Annotated in this window: 19 protein-coding genes and 1 tRNA gene; 15 read left to right on the top strand and 5 right to left on the bottom strand. The window is 59.0% G+C overall.

What is annotated here, in order from left to right:
* Positions 1 to 259: 259 nt before the first annotated feature.
* From JFU58_RS01660 to JFU58_RS01620, 9 genes are all read left to right on the top strand, one after another.
* Positions 260 to 1,699 (top strand): aminotransferase-like domain-containing protein, encoded by a 1,440-nt coding sequence (locus tag JFU58_RS01660; RefSeq protein WP_008434911.1) that lies wholly within the window; start codon positions 260 to 262, stop codon positions 1,697 to 1,699.
* Positions 1,700 to 1,803: 104 nt separating this feature from the next.
* Positions 1,804 to 2,304, top strand: a complete 501-nt coding sequence (locus JFU58_RS01655) for a translation initiation factor 2 (protein WP_201139738.1) — start codon at positions 1,804 to 1,806, stop codon at positions 2,302 to 2,304.
* Between the two features lie 162 nt (positions 2,305 to 2,466).
* Positions 2,467 to 2,721 (top strand): YkgJ family cysteine cluster protein, encoded by a 255-nt coding sequence (locus JFU58_RS01650; protein WP_026077765.1) that lies wholly within the window; start codon positions 2,467 to 2,469, stop codon positions 2,719 to 2,721.
* A gap of 44 nt (positions 2,722 to 2,765) precedes the next feature.
* On the top strand, positions 2,766 to 3,371 hold the full coding sequence (locus JFU58_RS01645; protein WP_063027992.1) for an START domain-containing protein: 606 nt from the start codon (positions 2,766 to 2,768) through the stop codon (positions 3,369 to 3,371).
* Positions 3,372 to 3,450: 79 nt separating this feature from the next.
* Positions 3,451 to 3,711: a hypothetical protein gene (locus JFU58_RS01640; protein ID WP_017475778.1), complete on the top strand. Its 261-nt coding sequence runs from the start codon at positions 3,451 to 3,453 to the stop codon at positions 3,709 to 3,711.
* A 213-nt stretch (positions 3,712 to 3,924) separates the two neighbouring features.
* Entirely contained in the window at positions 3,925 to 4,266 is a 342-nt protein-coding gene (locus tag JFU58_RS01635) for a ribonuclease E inhibitor RraB (protein WP_003193463.1), read from the top strand.
* Positions 4,267 to 4,702: 436 nt separating this feature from the next.
* On the top strand, positions 4,703 to 6,112 hold the full coding sequence (locus JFU58_RS01630) for a circularly permuted type 2 ATP-grasp protein (protein WP_017475776.1): 1,410 nt from the start codon (positions 4,703 to 4,705) through the stop codon (positions 6,110 to 6,112).
* Positions 6,113 to 6,115: 3 nt separating this feature from the next.
* Positions 6,116 to 7,066: an alpha-E domain-containing protein gene (locus tag JFU58_RS01625; protein ID WP_063027996.1), complete on the top strand. Its 951-nt coding sequence runs from the start codon at positions 6,116 to 6,118 to the stop codon at positions 7,064 to 7,066.
* Positions 7,063 to 7,866 (top strand): transglutaminase family protein, encoded by an 804-nt coding sequence (locus tag JFU58_RS01620; protein ID WP_010165966.1) that lies wholly within the window; start codon positions 7,063 to 7,065, stop codon positions 7,864 to 7,866. The genes JFU58_RS01625 and JFU58_RS01620 overlap by 4 nt, the downstream gene beginning before the upstream one ends.
* Positions 7,867 to 7,932: 66 nt before the next feature.
* On the opposite strand, the gene JFU58_RS01615 is transcribed toward JFU58_RS01620, so the two are convergent.
* Positions 7,933 to 8,736, bottom strand: a complete 804-nt coding sequence (locus JFU58_RS01615) for a c-type cytochrome (protein WP_177025759.1) — start codon at positions 8,734 to 8,736, stop codon at positions 7,933 to 7,935.
* A gap of 681 nt (positions 8,737 to 9,417) precedes the next feature.
* Here JFU58_RS01615 and JFU58_RS01610 point away from each other — a divergent pair.
* The 3 genes from JFU58_RS01610 to JFU58_RS01600 all read left to right on the top strand — a co-directional run bounded on the left by JFU58_RS01610 (position 9,418) and on the right by JFU58_RS01600 (position 13,608).
* The gene (locus JFU58_RS01610; RefSeq protein ID WP_201139737.1) at positions 9,418 to 10,623 is read left to right on the top strand and encodes an acetyl-CoA C-acetyltransferase; all 1,206 of its coding nucleotides are present in this window, start codon (positions 9,418 to 9,420) and stop codon (positions 10,621 to 10,623) included.
* 16 nt (positions 10,624 to 10,639) lie between these two features.
* The gene (locus JFU58_RS01605; RefSeq protein ID WP_201139736.1) at positions 10,640 to 12,787 is read left to right on the top strand and encodes a 3-hydroxyacyl-CoA dehydrogenase NAD-binding domain-containing protein; all 2,148 of its coding nucleotides are present in this window, start codon (positions 10,640 to 10,642) and stop codon (positions 12,785 to 12,787) included.
* Positions 12,788 to 12,879: 92 nt separating this feature from the next.
* On the top strand, positions 12,880 to 13,608 hold the full coding sequence (locus JFU58_RS01600) for an amidotransferase (RefSeq protein ID WP_169385989.1): 729 nt from the start codon (positions 12,880 to 12,882) through the stop codon (positions 13,606 to 13,608).
* 164 nt (positions 13,609 to 13,772) lie between these two features.
* Here the strand turns inward: JFU58_RS01600 and JFU58_RS01595 are convergent, their stop codons facing one another.
* From JFU58_RS01595 to JFU58_RS01585, 3 genes are all read right to left on the bottom strand, one after another.
* The gene (locus JFU58_RS01595; RefSeq protein ID WP_201139735.1) at positions 13,773 to 14,744 is read right to left on the bottom strand and encodes a magnesium and cobalt transport protein CorA; all 972 of its coding nucleotides are present in this window, start codon (positions 14,742 to 14,744) and stop codon (positions 13,773 to 13,775) included.
* A 71-nt stretch (positions 14,745 to 14,815) separates the two neighbouring features.
* Positions 14,816 to 15,571, bottom strand: a complete 756-nt coding sequence (locus JFU58_RS01590; RefSeq protein ID WP_201139734.1) for a lysophospholipid acyltransferase family protein — start codon at positions 15,569 to 15,571, stop codon at positions 14,816 to 14,818.
* 215 nt (positions 15,572 to 15,786) lie between these two features.
* Positions 15,787 to 16,476, bottom strand: a complete 690-nt coding sequence (locus JFU58_RS01585; protein ID WP_076015114.1) for a crotonase/enoyl-CoA hydratase family protein — start codon at positions 16,474 to 16,476, stop codon at positions 15,787 to 15,789.
* A 333-nt stretch (positions 16,477 to 16,809) separates the two neighbouring features.
* Between JFU58_RS01585 and JFU58_RS01580 the strand changes: the two genes are divergently transcribed.
* The 3 genes from JFU58_RS01580 to JFU58_RS01570 all read left to right on the top strand — a co-directional run bounded on the left by JFU58_RS01580 (position 16,810) and on the right by JFU58_RS01570 (position 17,706).
* Positions 16,810 to 16,899 (top strand) — tRNA-Ser (locus JFU58_RS01580).
* A 111-nt stretch (positions 16,900 to 17,010) separates the two neighbouring features.
* Positions 17,011 to 17,244, top strand: a complete 234-nt coding sequence (locus JFU58_RS01575; RefSeq protein ID WP_169385986.1) for a DUF4160 domain-containing protein — start codon at positions 17,011 to 17,013, stop codon at positions 17,242 to 17,244.
* Positions 17,245 to 17,247: 3 nt separating this feature from the next.
* The gene (locus tag JFU58_RS01570; protein ID WP_087692754.1) at positions 17,248 to 17,706 is read left to right on the top strand and encodes a DUF2442 domain-containing protein; all 459 of its coding nucleotides are present in this window, start codon (positions 17,248 to 17,250) and stop codon (positions 17,704 to 17,706) included.
* Positions 17,707 to 17,781: 75 nt separating this feature from the next.
* Here the strand turns inward: JFU58_RS01570 and JFU58_RS01565 are convergent, their stop codons facing one another.
* Positions 17,782 to 18,051 carry a short-chain dehydrogenase gene (locus tag JFU58_RS01565; RefSeq protein WP_087692753.1) on the bottom strand — a complete coding sequence of 90 codons (270 nt, stop codon included), beginning with the start codon at positions 18,049 to 18,051 and terminating at the stop codon, positions 17,782 to 17,784.
* Positions 18,052 to 18,184 lie beyond the last annotated feature (133 nt).

Genomic DNA, 18,184 nt, shown 5'->3' with positions numbered 1-18,184 from the left:
GGCTGCGATAGTATCGCCTCGGTGAACCTGCGAGACCTCAGTTCCTGCATCGCAGCCTGGCTTGGTGCTCGACAGCTCCCATAAAAGCCCGATCAGTGATCGGGTTTTTTGTGCCCGCCATTCAGTTCACCACCCTTACAGTTTTTTCTATCACTGCCGCCCACGCTCGACTATTGTGGCAACTGTCCCCGTACACTTCTAAACTGTGCCGGTATGTTTCACACAAAAATAAAATACCCGTGAAATCGAGTGCTGCGTCATGACCAATCTGTTGCTTTACCAACGTATCGCCCAGCAACTGGCTGAGGATATCCGCCGCGGTGTCTATCAACCGGGCGAGCGCGTGCCTTCGGTGCGCAAAATGAGCTCCCAGCTCAATGTCAGCCACGCCACCGTGTTGCAGGCCTACGCGAACCTGGAAGACCAGGGGTTGATTCGCGCGCGGCCGCAGTCCGGGTATTACGTGCACCAGACGCCGGCGCTCACCGCGCCTACGCCGGATATTGCCCGGGTCGAGCGTCCAGGGTTGGTCACCCGCAGCAGCATCATTCAACAGGTGTTGGTCGAATCCCGTCGCGAAGGCGTGTTCCCGCTGGGGGCTGCCGTGCCGAGTGTCGACTACTTGCCGGTGCGTGCACTGCACCAGCAACTGGCCAAGGTCACGCGATTCCAGAGCCCGCGGGCGTTCAGCTACATGTTCAGCCCGGGTTTTGAACCGCTGCGGCGCCAGGTGGCGATCCGTATGCGGGATGCCGGGGTGGTGGTCGATCCGTCCGAAGTGGTGATCACCCACGGGTGTGTCGACGCATTGCAGATGTCGCTACGGGTCCTGACCCGTCCCGGCGACTTGATCGCCGCCGAATCGCCGACTTATTACGGCTTGTTGCAACTGGCGGATTTGCTCGGTCTGAAGGTCATCGAAATTCCCAGCGACCCGGCCACCGGCATGAGCCTGGAGGCCCTGCAACTGGCGGCCAACCAATGGTCGATCAAGGCCCTGGTGCTGACCACGCGCCTGAGCAATCCGCTGGGCGGCACCATGCCCGAAGAGCGGCAGAAACAGTTGCTGCGCTTGGCGTCGGATTTCGATATCCAGGTGGTCGAGGACGATATCTACGGCGAACTGATGTTCGAACTGGGTCGCACCAAGGCGCTCAAAGCCTACGACCGCCTGGACCGTGTCATCTATTGCTCCAGTTTTTCCAAAACCTTGTCACCGGGCATCCGCATCGGCTGGATGATCGCCGGCAAGTACCAGCAGGAAATCCAGCGCCTGCAAATGTTCAGCACCCATTCGGCGTGCAGCGTGACCCAGATGGGCACGGCGGCGTACCTGGAAAACGGCGGTTACGACCGGCACTTGCGCTATATCCGCCAGGAGTATCGCAAGAACCTCAGCGCGTTCCAGCTGGCAGTGCAACAGTATTTCCCCGAAGGCACCCAGATGACCCGGCCGACCGGCGGTTTTATCCTGTGGGTCAGTTTGCCGGGACGGGTCAATACCCAGGAACTGCACGTGCGTGCCTTGCAGCAAGGCATCAGCATTGCACCGGGGCTGATCTTCAGTAATACAGAACAGTTCAACCACTGTATTCGCCTGAACTGCGGCACGCCGTGGAACCGTGAGGCGGAGCGCGCGCTGATGACCCTCGGCATGCTGGCGAGCCAGTTGTGCCAGGAGACTGCGGCGGGTTTCTGAGGCATGGAAAGGGGACACGTAGGGTAGCTGGCTAATTACCATGCTTGTCATACCGCCCTCAACAAGCGAGCATATGGCCTTCTGCCGTTAATGCTGCTGGCGATATGACTTATACCTTTCCTGCTGCGCTGCTGATCTGCGTGTTAAGCCTGTGTAACGCTGGCGCCGTCCTGGCGGCTCCCGCCGGTGAAACAGCCGCTGCTGCCAGCACCCAGCAGAAGGCACCGGCGAAGAAAGCCGCTGCGGTAAAGAAGACACCGGTGACGAAGAAAGCACCCGTCAAGAAAGCAGCACCGGCTAAAAAGCGTGCGCCTATTGCCAGCAAGTCCAAATCAGCCCACGAAGTGGCCAAGACTCAATTGCCGCCTGCGGAACTGGATTTGAGCCTGCCGTCGAACATGGTTCGCCACCTGCAACCTCTGGGCACCATGCCGCAGCCGAAGAATGTGCCGCTGCTGCCGCCGATGTTTGCCGAGAAACCCACCGATAACAGCGCGTTCCAGATCAACGGGCGCCTGCTCAGCAATGAAATGCAGCTGCAACTGCGCAACGAAGAACGCCGCGAGGTAGAAGGCGCTGCGCTGGATTTCCAGTTCAAGCAATAAACCCGACGACTGAAAGTGACGCGTCCCCCTGACCTTCTGTCGCAGACTGGCCAGTCACTTTTGTTTTCGGTGAAAAACCCCTATTAGGCCAATTTAAAACGTCTGTTTAAGCGCGTAGTCTTACGTGGCCATCAACACTGAGTTGTCGAGGATCTGTTCGTCATGAAATGCCGTGAAGGCTGTGGCGCTTGCTGCATTGCCCCATCCATCAGTTCTCCGTTGCCGGGGATGCCTGCCGGCAAACCGGCGGGCGAACGCTGCCTGCATCTTTCGGTCGAACAACTGTGCCAGTTGTTTGGCCAGCCAGAGCGGCCGGCGGTGTGCAGTTCGTTCCAGCCGGATATCGAAGTGTGTGGCAACAGCCAGGCAGAAGCGATCAAGTTGATCGGCTGGTGGGAACAGATGACCGCGGCTTAGTGGGCTGTTCAAAGTACTGAACTTCAACAATAAGGAATAAGACCATGGGTTCACTGAAACGAATTGCTGTGTTGTGCGGTTTTACCGTGATGTTTGCTGCCGCAGCGCACGCTGAAGACTGGCAGACTGCCAAGGATGAAGACGGCATCAAAGTGTCGTTGAGTGAAATTGCCGGCTCCAAATACAAGGCTTATCGCGGTGTGACCACCATCAAGGCACCGCTGGCCAAGATCCAGGCGTTGCAGGAAGACGTGGCCGGGGCCTGTTCCTGGATCCACGAATGCAAATCGCAAAAACTGCTTAAGCAAGAAGGTGACAAGAGCTGGACCTACACCCAGTTCAAGGCCCCGTTCCCGGTCACCGACCGTGACTCGATCCTGGAAATCACCACCACCAAGGCCGCCGACGGCAGCGTGACCCGCAAGCTGTTGGAAGTGCCGACCTACCAGCCCGAAGTCAAAGGCTATGTGCGCGTAGCCCAGGTTGACGGTTACTGGAAGCTGGTGCCTAAAGGCGACAACCTGACCGAAGTGACCTATCAGGTGCACACCGAGCCAGGTGGCAGCGTGCCGTCGTGGTTAGCCAACAAGTTTGTGGTGGACGCACCGTTCAACACCTTGAAAGCCCTGAAAGAACACGCTGAAAAGTAACTGCAGTTGATCAGGTGCCTCCTGCCTTGAGTGGAACGATTTCCAAGCCCTCAAGGTCCAGATAGATGTAAGCCCACCCATGGGTTTTATCGAGGAGGCTCTGATGCCAAAGTGGAACGTTTCCTTCACTGATGATCATGGTGAGTCGGTAGTCGAGCAATTCGAATGCGAGCAAAAACCGACCCTTGAAGAGGCTGCGCGCCTGGTTCGCGCTCGCGTGTCTCCGGTGCTGAAGGAATTGGATCTCAACGATCTCGAGGGGCGTGTTGCCGAGCCCACGGTGAAGATCCTGAAAGATCAAAACAGCATTAAAGACCTCAAGGTCGACCCCGCCGCCTGAACATTCCCTGTACACCCTTAAACAGACTCTGGTGGAGCTGAAAGCTTCGCGCTACTCTGCAATGGAGATCAGCGAATGAATCGCTAAGGTCTGGTCTTGTCAGCTACATGCTTGTCTCCCAGCGGCGACTTCATTGCCGTAACACCTGCGCCCTTGCAGCGCGGGCCTTGGGAAGCACGGAAAGTCTATCCATCGGTGTGAGGAGGACGTTTCATGAGCACAGCCTATCAAGAAGACATCAGCACCAACGTGTTGCGCCGCATGAAAGAGGGCGGCTTTGACTTCTCACGTTTCCACCCCATCGAGTTCTACGCCATTTTCCCGGATGAGGAACGTGCGCGCCGGGCTGCGGGTCGGTTTCGTGGGGAATCCCTGAATGCCCAGGTCAGCGCGCGGGATGACGGCGCCTGGTACCTGGAACTGAGCAAAATCATGTTCGCCACCTACGACGGCATAGGAGACTTCGAGCAGGACTTTGAGGCAGTGGTCGAGCCTTTGGGCGGGATCATTGAGGGATGGGGCGTGAAACAGGAGGTGCGTGGGTTACCCATGTAGCGGCATGAGCAACAACACAGCGTATCGGCTGACCTTTGGGTCGGCCGTTTTTGTTTCTGGCTTGGGAAAAATCCGGCGCAAAAAAAACCACCCGAGCAGGGTGGTCAAAGGGAAGATCGGAGCGAAGGGGAACCGATCGGTACATGCCGTATCACGTTACCCATCAAGCAAAGGTTCAGGCTGTAGGACATGTCCTGTTCAGCCGATGGAGGTGATTATCCGCAGGGTTTGCCGCGCGGTGAAATCAACTCTGACTATGCTGGTGATAGTCATGGCCTGCATTGCAATGAGGCGCCGCCCATGACAGCGGGCATTTGCTGCACCGGGACGGTGCAGTGAGACCTGTGCCTATCTCCAACTGATTGAAACTTAAGTGTTTATGCCGCTGGCACGGGCCTTGCGATGGTTCTGGCGTCCGGGTGACAAGGAGTACGGCATGATCCGCACTTATTACGATGAGATGTACGACGGGGCAGGGCAGGTGCGCCCCCATTACCGTGAGTTCGCCCGCTGGTTGGCCGAGACGCCTGCCGAGCTGCTGGCCCAGCGCCGCCGTGAGGCCGATTTGCTGTTTCACCGGGCCGGTATCACCTTCACACTGTATGGCGATGAGCAAGGCACCGAGCGCCTGATTCCCTTCGACACGATTCCCCGCAGCATACCAGCCAGTGAGTGGCGGATCGTCGAGCGCGGCTGCATCCAGCGGGTCAAGGCGCTGAACATGTTTCTCGCCGACCTGTACCACGAACAACGGATCATCAAGGCCGGGATCATCCCTGCCGAGCAAGTGCTGGCCAACGAGCAATACCAGTTGGCGATGCAGGGCCTGGACCTGCACCGCGATATCTATTCCCACATCTCCGGCGTCGACCTCGTACGCGATGGCGACGGTACTTACTACGTCCTCGAGGACAACCTGCGCACCCCCAGCGGTGTCAGCTATATGCTCGAAGACCGCAAGATGATGATGCGTCTGTTCCCCGAACTGTTCGCCGCCCAGCGCATCGCGCCCATCGATCATTACCCCAATCTGTTGCTCGACACCCTGAAAAGCTCCAGCCCGCTGGATAACCCCAGCGTGGTGGTACTCACCCCGGGACGTTTCAACAGTGCGTTCTTCGAACATGCATTCCTGGCCCGGGAAATGGGCGTGGAATTGGTGGAAGGTGCCGACCTGTTTGTTCGCGATGACCGCGTGTTCATGCGCACCACTGACGGCCCCAAGGCGGTGGATGTGATCTACCGCCGCCTCGACGACGCGTTCCTCGACCCGCTGGCCTTCAACCCGGACTCCATGCTCGGCGTGCCGGGCCTGCTGGCGGCGTACCGCTCGGGCAATGTGGTGCTGGCGAATGCCATCGGCACCGGGGTGGCGGATGACAAGTCGGTGTACCCCTTCGTCACCGAGATGATCCGTTTTTACCTGGATGAGGAACCGATCCTGAAGAATGTTCCGACGTTCCAGTGCCGTAATCCCAGTGAACTGTCCCACGTGCTGGCCAACCTTCCGGAGCTGGTGGTGAAGGAAACCCAGGGCTCCGGTGGCTACGGCATGTTGGTCGGCCCGGCCGCCTCGGCGGCGGAAATCGAAGCCTTCCGCGCACGCATCAAGGCCAAGCCCCACGCCTATATCGCGCAGCCAACCCTGTGCCTGTCGACGTGCCCGACCTTCGTCGAAAACGGCATCGCCCCACGCCACATCGACCTGCGCCCGTTCGTGCTGCAAGGCAAGGAAACCCGTGTGGTGCCCGGCGGCCTGACCCGCGTGGCGCTGCGGGAAGGTTCGCTGGTGGTCAACTCGTCCCAGGGCGGCGGCACCAAAGACACCTGGGTGGTCGAGGATTGAAATATGTTGAGTAGAACTGCCTCGGATTTGTATTGGATGTCACGGTATCTGGAGCGTGCGGAAAACCTCGCACGGATGCTCGACGTCAGTTATTCGCTGTCGCTGATGCCCCAGGACGGGCGCGGCGATGGCTTGCATGAACTGGCGATGCCGCTGCTGATCACCGGCACCCTCGATGATTACCGCGAGCGTCACGGTGAGCTGCACGCCGAGCGCTTGCTGCACTTCTTCGCCCTGGATGCGGCCAACCCCGCCAGCATCTACAGCTGCCTCGGTGCGGCCCGGGCCAGTGCCCACGCCGTACGTGGGCGAATCACCGCCGACATGTGGGAAAACATCAACGCCACCTGGCTGGAAATTCGCGACATCGCCCAGCAGGGCCTAAGCCGTTATGGCATGAGCCGGTTCTGCGAGTGGGTCAAGGAACGCTCCCACCTGTTCCGTGGCGCCACCTACGGCACCATCATGCGTAACGACGCTTTTCGTTTTATCCGCCTCGGCACCTTTATCGAACGCGCTGACAACACCCTGCGCCTGCTGGATGCCCGCTATGAAATGGCCGGTGACCAGGCCGAAGCGGTCACCGATGGCACCGCCCACGCCTACTATCAGTGGAGTGCGCTATTAAGGGCCTTGTCCTCTTTCGAGGCCTACACCGAGATCTACCGTGACGCCCCAGGCGCCCGGCAAGTCGCCGAACTGTTGCTGCTCCGCGCCGATGTGCCGCGTTCGCTGCGGGCGTGCAGTGAAGAGATCGACCAGATCCTTGGCAGCCTGCCCGGCATCAACGGTCGCCCGGCCCAGCGCCTGGCGGCTGAAATGGATGCACGCCTGCGCTTTACCGCGATCGACGAAATTCTCGAGGAAGGCCTGCACGCTTGGCTGACCGACTTCATCCCGCTCGTGCGCGAGCTGGGCGATGCTATTTACAGTTCCTACCTGGAGGCGGCATGAGACTTTCCATCAGCCACGAAACCACCTACCACTACGAAGACCAGGTGCGTGCCAGCATCCAGTACCTGCGTCTCACGCCCCACGACAGCGAGCGTCAGCACGTCCTGAGCTGGCAACTGGACCTGCCCCGGCCGGTGCGGGCGCAACTGGACCCGTTCGGTAACATCCTGCACGTGCTGACCCTGGATGAGCCCCACGAAGCCATCATCATCGGCGCCCGTGGCCAGGTGGATATCGATGAATTGCGCGAGGCGGAACATGAAAGCCAGTCGGCATTTCCGTTCCTGCGCTGCACCCGCTTGACCGAGCCGGACGATGCCTTGCGCAGCTTTGCCGAAAAGCATTGCCACCAGCGCCGCGACCGCAGTGCGTTGATTGATCTGATGCATGCGCTGAACCAGTACATGACCTATTCGCCCGGCTCTACCGAAGTCGACACCTGTGCGGCCAAGGCGTTTGCCGGGCGTGCCGGGGTGTGCCAGGACCACACCCACGCCTTCCTGGCCTGTGCCCGTAGCCTGGGTATTCCTGCGCGGTACGTGTCGGGGTATTTGTACAGCGAAGACTGCGAGCACCTGGCCAGCCACGCCTGGGCCGAAGCCTGGCTGGATGACGCCTGGTACAGCTTTGACGTGACCAATCAACTGGCGCGGCCGGAGCGGCATCTGAAGCTGGCGGTGGGCCTGGATTACCTGGACGCCTGCCCGGTGCGGGGCATGCGCCGTGGGGGAGGGCATGAGCAGATGCATGCCAAGGTATTTGTGGCACCGACACCGGTGATTTCGGTGCAGCAGCAGTAGGATTCCGGGAGAGAGAGGGAGCTTTGTGTAGCAGGAAAGCTCCCTCGCCACAGATTTACCCGAGCCTTAAGGCTGCTTTCTGCCTGCCATATGCTTCAAGTACCCCACCAGCAAATCCAGGTCCGCATCCGGCAGCACGCTGGTGGCAAACGCCGGCATCTTCGCCTGTGGCCAATGCCGCATGCTTTGCGGGTCGCGGATGTAGCGCTTGAGGAAATCCCCGGCGAAATATTCAGTGGGGTTGTAGGGAATATTCAAGTCCGGCCCCACCTGCGCATCGCCAGCCCCGTTGAGGCGATGACACGCCAGGCAGTTCTTTTGGAACAGCGCGAAGCCTTGATTCACCGGATCATTCGCCGCCAGTTTCGGGTCCGGTAACAACGCCGGAAAGCGCTCCGCCACCGTCTTCAACTGCTTGATGCCGGAGATCTGAAACGGCCATTGCTCAGGGCTGATAGACCCGGCCTGCGGGTCCGTCCAAACCAGATAAAACGGCCCGGCACTGGGTTTGCCGTCCGCCAGCGGCGGCCATGGGTGCGCCGGGTCTTCTACCGCCAACCAGGCCCGCGCGCCGCTTTTTGATAGCAGCGGTGCCGCCGTCAGTTCTGCGGCAAAGCCGTCAAGCGCCACCGCCTGCAGATGATTTTCCGGCGTGATGCCCGGCAACAGCGCTGCCAACGGTACCGCGCGATACGTCATGTTGCGCTTGTAGGAAACGTCATCAACGATCTGCACCGTCTGTGCATCCGAGCGCTTGAGCAGCTCGGCGGTTTCCCAGGTTTTACGGGTGTGATCCAACTCGATGGTCAGCTGTGCGGCAGACGCCGGCAAGGCGAGCAGCAAGCTCAGGAGGACGATGATCTGTTTCAAGGAAGGGCCCGTGTTTGAGTGGCGATGCGGGTTCACGATACCGCAAAACTACCTGAAACCGGCACGCAAAACGGCAGCCCCTGACGGGATCGCTATACGCAATATCCCGAAAGGTGCTGCCAAAGGCTGCGATCCTGGCGCTGTGTTTGCGCAGAATGGGGGGGCGTTAGACGTCACCCAATAACCTTGGTTAGATTGGGCAAGATCAGAATCAGTGTGGTGGCGAAAAGAATAAGTCCCGCCTGACGTACTTTCGAATGCTTGAACATGGCTGACTGCCTTTTGTTGTTATTCCTGAGCGTCAAATGCGTGCCGGTCGATTCAACTATGACGGTGCTACATGACTCTTTTCTTACAGTTCTTACAGGTGCCCCAGCAAAACCCGGCGGCAACCTTTTACTTCTCCTACAGATTCAACCTTAGAGCCCTCGTTCTATATGGCTTAGATCCATTTCATCTCATTACCTGAAGAAAACTTATTAAAAAGGCATGAGGCCAATTGCCAGCCAGACGCCAGCCCTAGGGCTAGACAGCTAAAACGATTAATCAGCCAAATCCCGTAGCCTCCTACCGTTCGTCTGAGCGTGTGCGTCAAGGTCAATGAGCGGTTCGGTCATTGAATCCGCCGCCCCGGCGCCTAAGGTAAGGGCACGATCCGTAGCCCAGTGATTCGAGGACGTCATGACCCAAGCTTTGATCTTTGATGCGATACGCACGCCCCGTGGCAAAGGCAAGGCGGATGGCGCCTTGCACAGCGTCAAGCCGGTAAACCTGGTGGCCGGGTTGCTGACCGCGCTGCAACAGCGCACCGATCTCGATACCCGGCAAGTGGATGACATCGTCCTGGGATGTGTCACGCCGGTGGGGGACCAGGGCGCCGACATCGCCAAGACCGCCGCGTTGGTGGCGGACTGGGACGTCAGCGTCGCCGGTGTGCAGATCAACCGGTTTTGCGCCTCGGGCCTGGAAGCCGTGAACCTCGGCGCGATGAAAGTGCGCTCCGGCTTCGAAGACCTGGTGGTGGTGGGCGGCGTCGAGTCCATGTCCCGCGTGCCCATGGGCAGCGACGGCGGCGCCTGGGTACTCGACCCGCAAACCAATATGCACAGCCACTTCACCCCGCAGGGCATCGGTGCCGACCTGATTGCCACGCTGGAAGGCTTTACCCGCCAGGACGTCGATGCCTTTGCCTTGCACTCACAGCAGAAAGCAGCGCGGGCCAGATCAGACGGTTCCTTCAACAAGTCGCTGATCGCTGTGCAGGACCAGAATGGCATCGTGCTGCTGGGTCAGGACGAGTTCATCCGGGCCGACTCCACCCTCGAAGGCCTGGGCAAGCTCAAGCCCAGCTTCGAAATGATGGGCCAGATGGGCTTTGATGCCACGGCCTTGCGGGTCTACAGCCACGTCGAGCGTATTAACCACGTGCACACACCGGGCAACAGTTCCGGGATCGTCGACGGCGCGGCGTTGATGCTGATCGGCTCTGAAGCCAAAGGCCGCGAACTCGGCCTGCAACCCCGGGCGCGCATCGTCGCTACGGCGGTCACCAGCACTGACCCCACCATCATGCTCACCGGCCCCGCACCGGCCACCCGCAAGGCCCTGGCCAAGGCTGGCCTGCGGGTTGAAGACATCGACCTGTTCGAGGTTAACGAGGCATTTGCGTCGGTGGTGCTCAAGTTCATCAAGGACATGGGCATCGACGCCGCCCGGGTCAACGTCAACGGCGGCTCCATCGCCATGGGCCACCCGCTGGGCGCTACCGGCTGCGCGATTCTCGGCACCTTGCTCGACGAACTGGAGGTGCGCCAGCAGCGTTATGGCCTGGCCACCCTGTGTGTCGGCGGCGGCATGGGTATCGCCACCATCATCGAACGCCTCTGAGCCTAAGGAATCAGTCATGACCGATGCCATTCGTTACGAAAAAGGCCAGGACCAGATCGTGGTGCTGACCATCGACATGCCCGGCCAGAGCGCCAACACCATGAACGGGGTGTACCGCGAGGCCATGGCGGCCACCGTCGCCCGCCTGGACGCCGAAAAGGATTCGATAGCGGGCGTGATCATCACCTCGGCGAAAAAGACCTTCTTTGCAGGCGGTGACCTCAATGAACTGATCAAGGTCGACCAGCCCCACGCCAAGGACTTCTACGACAGCGTGCTGGTGCTGAAGGCGCAACTGCGCACCCTGGAAACCCTCGGCAAACCGGTGGTGGCCGCCATCAACGGCGCGGCACTGGGCGGTGGTTGGGAGATTTGCCTGGCGTGCCAGCACCGCGTGGCGCTGGACCACAAGTCGGTACAGATTGGCTTGCCGGAAGTCACCCTTGGCCTGCTGCCGGGTGGCGGCGGCGTGGTGCGCATGGTGCGGATGCTGGGCCTGGAAAAGGCCTTGCCCTACTTGCTGGAAGGCAAAAAGATTACGCCGCAACAGGCGCTGCAAGCCGGGTTGATTGACGAGCTGGCGGCAGATCGTGACGAGCTGCTGGCCAAGTCCCGGGCGTGGATTCTGGCCAACCCCGAGGCGAAACAGCGTTGGGACATCAAGGGTTATCAGATCCCTGGCGGCACGCCTTCCAATCCTAAGGTCGCGCAAATGCTCGCCATTGCGCCATCGATCCTGCGCGCCAAAACCAACGGCTGCTTCCCGGCCCCGGAGAAAATCCTCTGCGCCGCCGTGGAAGGTGCCCAGGTGGATTTCGACACCGCTCACCTGATCGAAACCCGCTACTTCACCGAGCTGGTTACCGGGCAAGTGGCGAAAAACATGATTGGCACCTTTTGGTTCCAGCTCAATGAAATCAACGCCGGCAGCTCGCGACCCCAGGGTTTTGCGCCGTACGTGACACGCAGGGTCGGCGTGCTTGGCGCCGGGATGATGGGGGCGGGCATTGCTTATGTCAGCGCCTCGGCGGGCGTTGAGGTGGTGCTGAAGGACGTCAACCTGGCGGCGGCGGAGAAGGGCAAGGCCCACTCGGCAGCGTTGCTCGACAAGAAGGTCGGCCGTGGGCAATTGACCACTGAGCAGCGGGAAACCATCCTCGCGCGGATTATTCCTACCGAATCCGATGCCGACCTCGCCGGCTGCGACCTGATCATCGAAGCCGTCTTCGAAGACCGGGAACTCAAGGCCAAGGTCTCGGCCGCTGCGCAGAGCGTGGTGGGGGCCGACGCAGTCATCGCCTCCAACACCTCCACCTTGCCCATCAGCGGCCTGGCCACGGCGGTGCCCGACCAGGGCAAGTTTATCGGCCTGCACTTCTTCAGCCCGGTGGACAAAATGCCCCTGGTGGAAATCATCAAGGGTACCCACACCAGCGACGAAACCCTGGCCCGAGGTTTCGATTTCGTCCTGCAAATCAAGAAAACCCCGATTGTGGTCAACGACAGTCGCGGCTTCTTCACCTCGCGTGTGTTCGGCACCTTCACCAACGAAGGCATCGCCATGCTCGGCGAAGGGGTCGCCGCGCCGATGATCGAGACCGAGGCACGCAAGGCCGGCATGCCTGTGGGACCGCTGGCAGTCTCTGACGAAGTTTCCCTCAGCCTCATGAGCCATATCCGCCAGCAGACGGCCAAGGACCTACAGGCCGAGGGCAAGCCGTTACCCCAGCATCCGGCATTTGCCGTGATCGACCTGTTGCTCAACGAATACCAACGCCCGGGCAAGGCCGCTGGAGGCGGCTTCTACGATTACCCGGCGGGCGGGCAGAAACACCTGTGGCCGGAGCTGAAAAGCCGCTTTGAAAAGCCCGAGCAACGGATCTCGGCCCAGGACGTACGTGACCGCTTGCTATTCATCCAGGCCATTGAAACCGTGCGCTGTGTGGAGGAGGGCGTGTTGATGTCGACGGCGGATGCCAACGTCGGCTCGATCTTCAGTATCGGTTTTGCCGCCTGGAGTGGCGGGGCGCTGCAATTCATCAACCAGTACGGCCTGAACGACTTCATCGCCCGTGCCCGTTACCTGGCCGAGCAATACGGTGAGCGCTTCACACCACCGGCGCTGCTGTTGGAGAAAGCCGCACAGGGTGAAGCGTTTCGGTGATCAAAATGTGGGAGCGGGCTTGCCTTGGAAGGGTATTTCAAGGCAGGCTCTGGGGGTGTTCATTATTCCCATCGCCGTGTCAGGTATTTTTTATGTCGTTACGCGTGTGCATCCTGGAAACCGATATCCTGCGTCCTGGGCTGATCGATCAGTACCAAGGGTACGGGCAGATGTTCAAGCGCCTGTTTTCCAAACAGCCGATTGCCGCCGAATTCGTCATCTATAACGTGGTGCAGGGCGAATACCCGGCGGATGAAGAAGTGTTCGACGCGTACCTCGTGACGGGCAGCAAGGCCGACTCTTTCGGCACCGATCCCTGGATCCAGACCCTCAAGACCTACCTGCTGGACCGCCATGCCCGCGGCGACAAACTGATCGGCATCTGCTTCGGCCACCAGTTGCTGGCGCTGCTGTTGGGCGGCAAGACCGAGCGGGCGACCAAGGGTTGGGGCATGGGCATCCATGACTACAAACTGAACGCCAAGGCACCGTGGATGAGCCCGGTGGTGGAAGAATTGACGCTGTTGATCAGCCACCAGGACCAGGTCACCACCTTGCCGGAAAACGCCACAGTGATCGCTTCCAGCGAATTCTGCCCGTTTGCGGCGTACCACATCGAAGACCAGGTGCTGTGCTTCCAGGGCCACCCGGAATTTATCCACGACTATTCCCGCGAGCTGCTGGAGATTCTTCAGACAACCCTGGGAGAAAAGGTCTACACCAATGGTGTGGCCAGCTTGGAACGAGACCACCACGGTGTGACCGTAGCGGAATGGATGATGCGGTTTGTGGCGCACAAACCCGAAGCAGGAGCTGCCTGAAACCGTCCAGGGCAAGAAGTACGGTCTTCAAGGCAAAGCAGATTAATGTGGGAGCTGGCTTGCCTGCGATAGCATCACCTTGGTGTCACTGACAAACCGAGGTGCCTGCATCGCAGGCAAGCCAGCTCCCACACGTTTGATCTCCAGCAAATTGAGCAGGTTTGTTACAGCCAGCCTGAACGCTTGAAACTGGCCCACAAACTCGTACACCCCACCGCAATAAACCCCAGCACCGCAAAATAGCCGTAGTGCCATTGCAGCTCCGGCATGTTCTGGAAGTTCATCCCGTAGATCCCGGCCACCGCCGTCGGGAATGCCAGAATCGCTGCCCACGCGGCAAACTTGCGTTGCACCACGCTCTGGCGCGACGCTTCCAGCAACACCCCAATCTCGATGGTCTGGCTGGCGATATCCCGCAGGGTGGTCAGGTCTTCCATCTGCCGCGTGACGTGAATCTGCACATCGCGAAAGTACGGGCGCATGTTCTTGTCGATAAACGGGAAGCTCAGTTTCTGCAACTCCTGACTGATCTCCACCATCGGCGCCACGTAGCGCTTCAGCCGCAGCACATCGCGGCGCAGGCCGTGGAGTTTCTGGATATCCGCTTCACTCAGGGAGTTGCACAACACGTTGCGTTCCAGGTCATCGACCTCGGCATGAATCGCCTCGCTCACCGGCTGGTAGTTCTCGGTAACAAAGTCCAGCAGCGCATAGAGTACGAAATCTTCCCCATGCTCCAGTAACAGTGGCCGCGCCTCACAACGCTGGCGCACGTAGCCGTAGGACGCCGAGTGGCCGTTGCGGGCGGTAATGATGTAGCCGCTGCCGGCAAAGATATGGGTTTCGATAAACTCCAGCTTGCCGTTATCGCGCACCGGCGAATAGGTCACGATAAACAGCGCGTCGCCGAAGGTTTCAAGCTTGGGGCGGCTATGTTTTTCCAGGGCGTCTTCGATGGCCAGTTCGTGCAGGTTGAACTGGCGTTGCAGGTTGGCCAGTTCCAGGGCGCTGGGCTCTTCCAGGCCGATCCACACAAAGTGGTCGGGCTTGGCGGCCCAGGCGGCGCCTTCGTCGAGGGTGATATCGGTGACTTTCTTTCCGGCGCTATAGACGGCGGCCGCAACAACTCTACCCATAGTGCTGATCGCTTCTTCTTGAATGGCAGATGACAACTGTCAGGCAGCTTAGCTGCCCTGCCCAATCAGAGTCAGCAAATTCGGCGGGGTTCACCAGTGATTGCAGGCGCAGTTTGCAGCTCGCGATCCATCGCCTCGATGCAATCGCGCATTTGCTCACGGCAGGTCTGCATTAACAGCGGCATGTCATCCATCGTCAGCCCCGCCGTAGGGATCGGCGGCAGCGAGCGAATCAGAATATCGCCACTGTTCCAGCGGTTGAGCTTCATCTGCTTCACGTAAGTGCTGACACACACCTGCACAATCGGCACGCCTGCGGCGATCGCCATCTGGAACGCGCCTTTCTTGAACGGCAGCAGGGTTTCGCCGAAGTTGCGCGTGCCCTCCGGGAACACCCAGATCGAGGTGTCTGCATGCTGCAAGGTTTGTGTGGTGGTCAGCATCGAGCGCCGCGCCTTGTGGGCGTTGCCCCGGTCAATCAACACATTGCCCGCCAGCCAGAACAGTTGCCCAAACAACGGCACCCACTTCAGGCTCTTCTTGCCGATACACACCGTGCGGTAGGGCACCACGGTGCCAAACACAAACAGGTCATAGTTGGACTGATGGTTGGCGATGATCACGCAACTGCTGGGCTTGTTGCGCAGCGAGTCGACCTCAGCCTTCACCCGCAGGCGCAACAGCCACATCGCCGGCACGGCATACAGGCGTGCGCAGTAACGGCTGTTGTCCGGATTGAACGGCCGACAGATCCCGAGCACCACGCCCAGTACGCCCGCAATCATAAAATGCAGGCCCATCAACAACATGCGTAACAAAAAAAGCATCGACACAGCCCATCGGGACAAAAGGTGGCGCAGTGTACGGATGTGCACTGTATTCGGCAATTGCCCCTATAGAGTCGGAAGATAGGCGATGTTTAAGCGCATGTTTCAACGTGCCGTGACAGACACCGCCTAGAGCGGTTGTAGGCAATCCGGAATTCTTTGTAAGAAAAAGCCCGACTCAAGGTCGGGCTTCGATTCAGCAGGCGTAGGTTTGATTAACCCAAGTGCCCCTGATCCTGAATGATCGCGTCATCCAGCGCTTCCAGCAGCGCCTTACGCACCTTCAGCTTGGTGTGCTTGTGGGCGTTCATATTGATCTTCTTCAGTTGGCGAGCTGCTTCCAGCGCCGCGGCCTGCAATTCTTCCGGCGCGACCACCTTATCCAGGAACCCGGCGCTCAACGCGTCCTGCGGGTTAAACATCTCGGCATTGATCACCGAACGGTGGAAGGCCGACTTACGCAGACGATCCCGCGCCAGCTCGATCCCGGCGTGGTGCATGGTCATGCCGATCATCACTTCATTCAGGCCAATACTGAAAGGCCCGTCCACACCGATCCGGTAATCTGCCGACAGCAACAGGAACGCGCCCTTGGCCACCGCGTGCCCAGGGCACGCCACGATCACCGGGAACGGGTGTGACAACAGGCGGCGGGCGAGGGTGGAACCCGACGTCACCAGGCTCACCGCTTCTTTAGGGCCGGCGGTCATCACCTTCAAATCATAGCCACCGGACAAAATCCCCGGCGTGCCCGTGATGATCACCACCGCCCGATCTTTCTCGGCCTGATCCAGCGCTTCATTAAACGCACTGACCACTGCCGGCGAAATGGCATTCACCTTGCCGTTGCTCAGGGTCAGGGTCGCGATACCGTCTTCGAGGTGGTAGGCAATCAACTCACTCATGACGCGATTCCTTGTAATGCTTGTAATAGAAGGACAGACGGCAGACGTTACCCACCGCGCCCGCCCTGGTAAAGCGCCGTGACTGACTACCCAGTCAGACTTTTCCCCCATGCCCGCCCGCAGGCGGCCTTCGGCAGGGCGCAGCAGCTACTATAGACAAGCGCCGCGAGTGCCCGAGAATGGCAGAATCGCCTTGGTGTGTATGGCGCCGTAGAGGTCTGGAACGGCATAACCGCCTAAGCGCATGAAAATTCTGAAAAAAACCTTTGCCATCGGAAAAGCTTTCGACTACATTAGCGCGCCTCGACAGACTGAATCAGTTTGACGAGATACGGTGAAGTGTCCGAGTGGCTTAAGGAGCACGCCTGGAAAGTGTGTATACAAGAAATTGTATCGAGAGTTCGAATCTCTCCTTCACCGCCAAATTCGATGTAAACAAAACCCCTGGTTTCGAGAGAAGTCAGGGGTTTTGTGGTTTCTGGGGTTTGAATACAGGGTTGTGCTAGAGAAAAATTTTCTCTAGCATCTGTCCCCATGGCTACCCTTCACAGTGAACGAAACTGGAAAATAAAAATCTATCCCGACGACCACGCGCCGCCGCACTTTCACGTGCAAACGCCGGACGGAGAGTCGTTGGTTCAGATAGAAGGGCTGGTGGTTCTCGGCAAAGGTGCCGAAACCAAGGCCTTGAAAGCTGCCCTGCTTTGGGCAAGAGTCCATACCACTGATCTTTGGCGCGTATGGAATGAACAAAACCGGAGGAACTGACTTATGACCAGCAAGCTTCGCATCTCTGCTGTGCAACCAGTTGCCGGCAAGCATGCCATCGAAATTGAGTGGAATAACGGTAAGCGGCACACCGTTGATCTCACTGATCACATAAATACCTTCCCGATTCTAAAACCCCTTCAGGACTTGGCTCTATTTGGTCGGGTTGAAGTCGGTGAGTGGGGCTTTGACGTGACTTGGGGCAATGACCTGGAGTTGTCCTCCGTCACCTTGCATCGTTTGGCGCTGGAACAGTCCGGCGAGGTCATGCTGACGCAGGACTTCAGAAAGTGGATGCTCAGCAACAATCTGTCGCTCTCCGCTGCGGCTGTGGAACTAGGCTTCACTCGTAGGACCATTACTTCCTACAGCAGCGGGGCCGCTCTGATTCCCAAGCATGTAGGGTTGGCGTGTAAGGGGTGGGAGTACGAGCATAAGGCTCGTGGCACACGTTGTGTTTAGGTTGGGTAATGTTCGCAAAAAGGGATGACGGAGAGGTCGTCCCTTTTTCGTTTTTGCGGGGTCAAGCCAATGGGGTCAGGAATACTGCGCTGCCATCCTCCGACCTATGACATCCAGCAGATCGCATCCATCGCGTAACGGAATTGCGCAGAGCAAGGAAAAGTCGCCCAGCACGACCGTATCACTACTGATTTCTGCACGCAGCGCCAGGTTTTCTAGAACTTGGGTTACGGCGCGAATCCGATAGTTTGCAGCATCAAGCAGGACATCCAGCGGTGCTGTGGTGTCTACGAAAAGGGCGGGTGTGGTGCAGTCGTTGCTGGTGAGTGCCATATATTGATTCATACGGGAGTCCATCTGAGACAAATAGAAAAATAGCTAACCTTTTTCAAGTTAGACCTTCATAAAACAGCCGTCGCCTGAAAAACTGGATCGCAGAGTTTTAGTTTTCAGATTTGTCTTCGAGTCGCCAAACTCG

It is taken from the genome of Pseudomonas sp. TH34, from assembly GCF_016650865.1.
Taxonomy (GTDB): domain Bacteria; phylum Pseudomonadota; class Gammaproteobacteria; order Pseudomonadales; family Pseudomonadaceae; genus Aquipseudomonas; species Aquipseudomonas yamanorum.
This window is presented reverse-complemented; position numbering and strand designations above follow the sequence as displayed.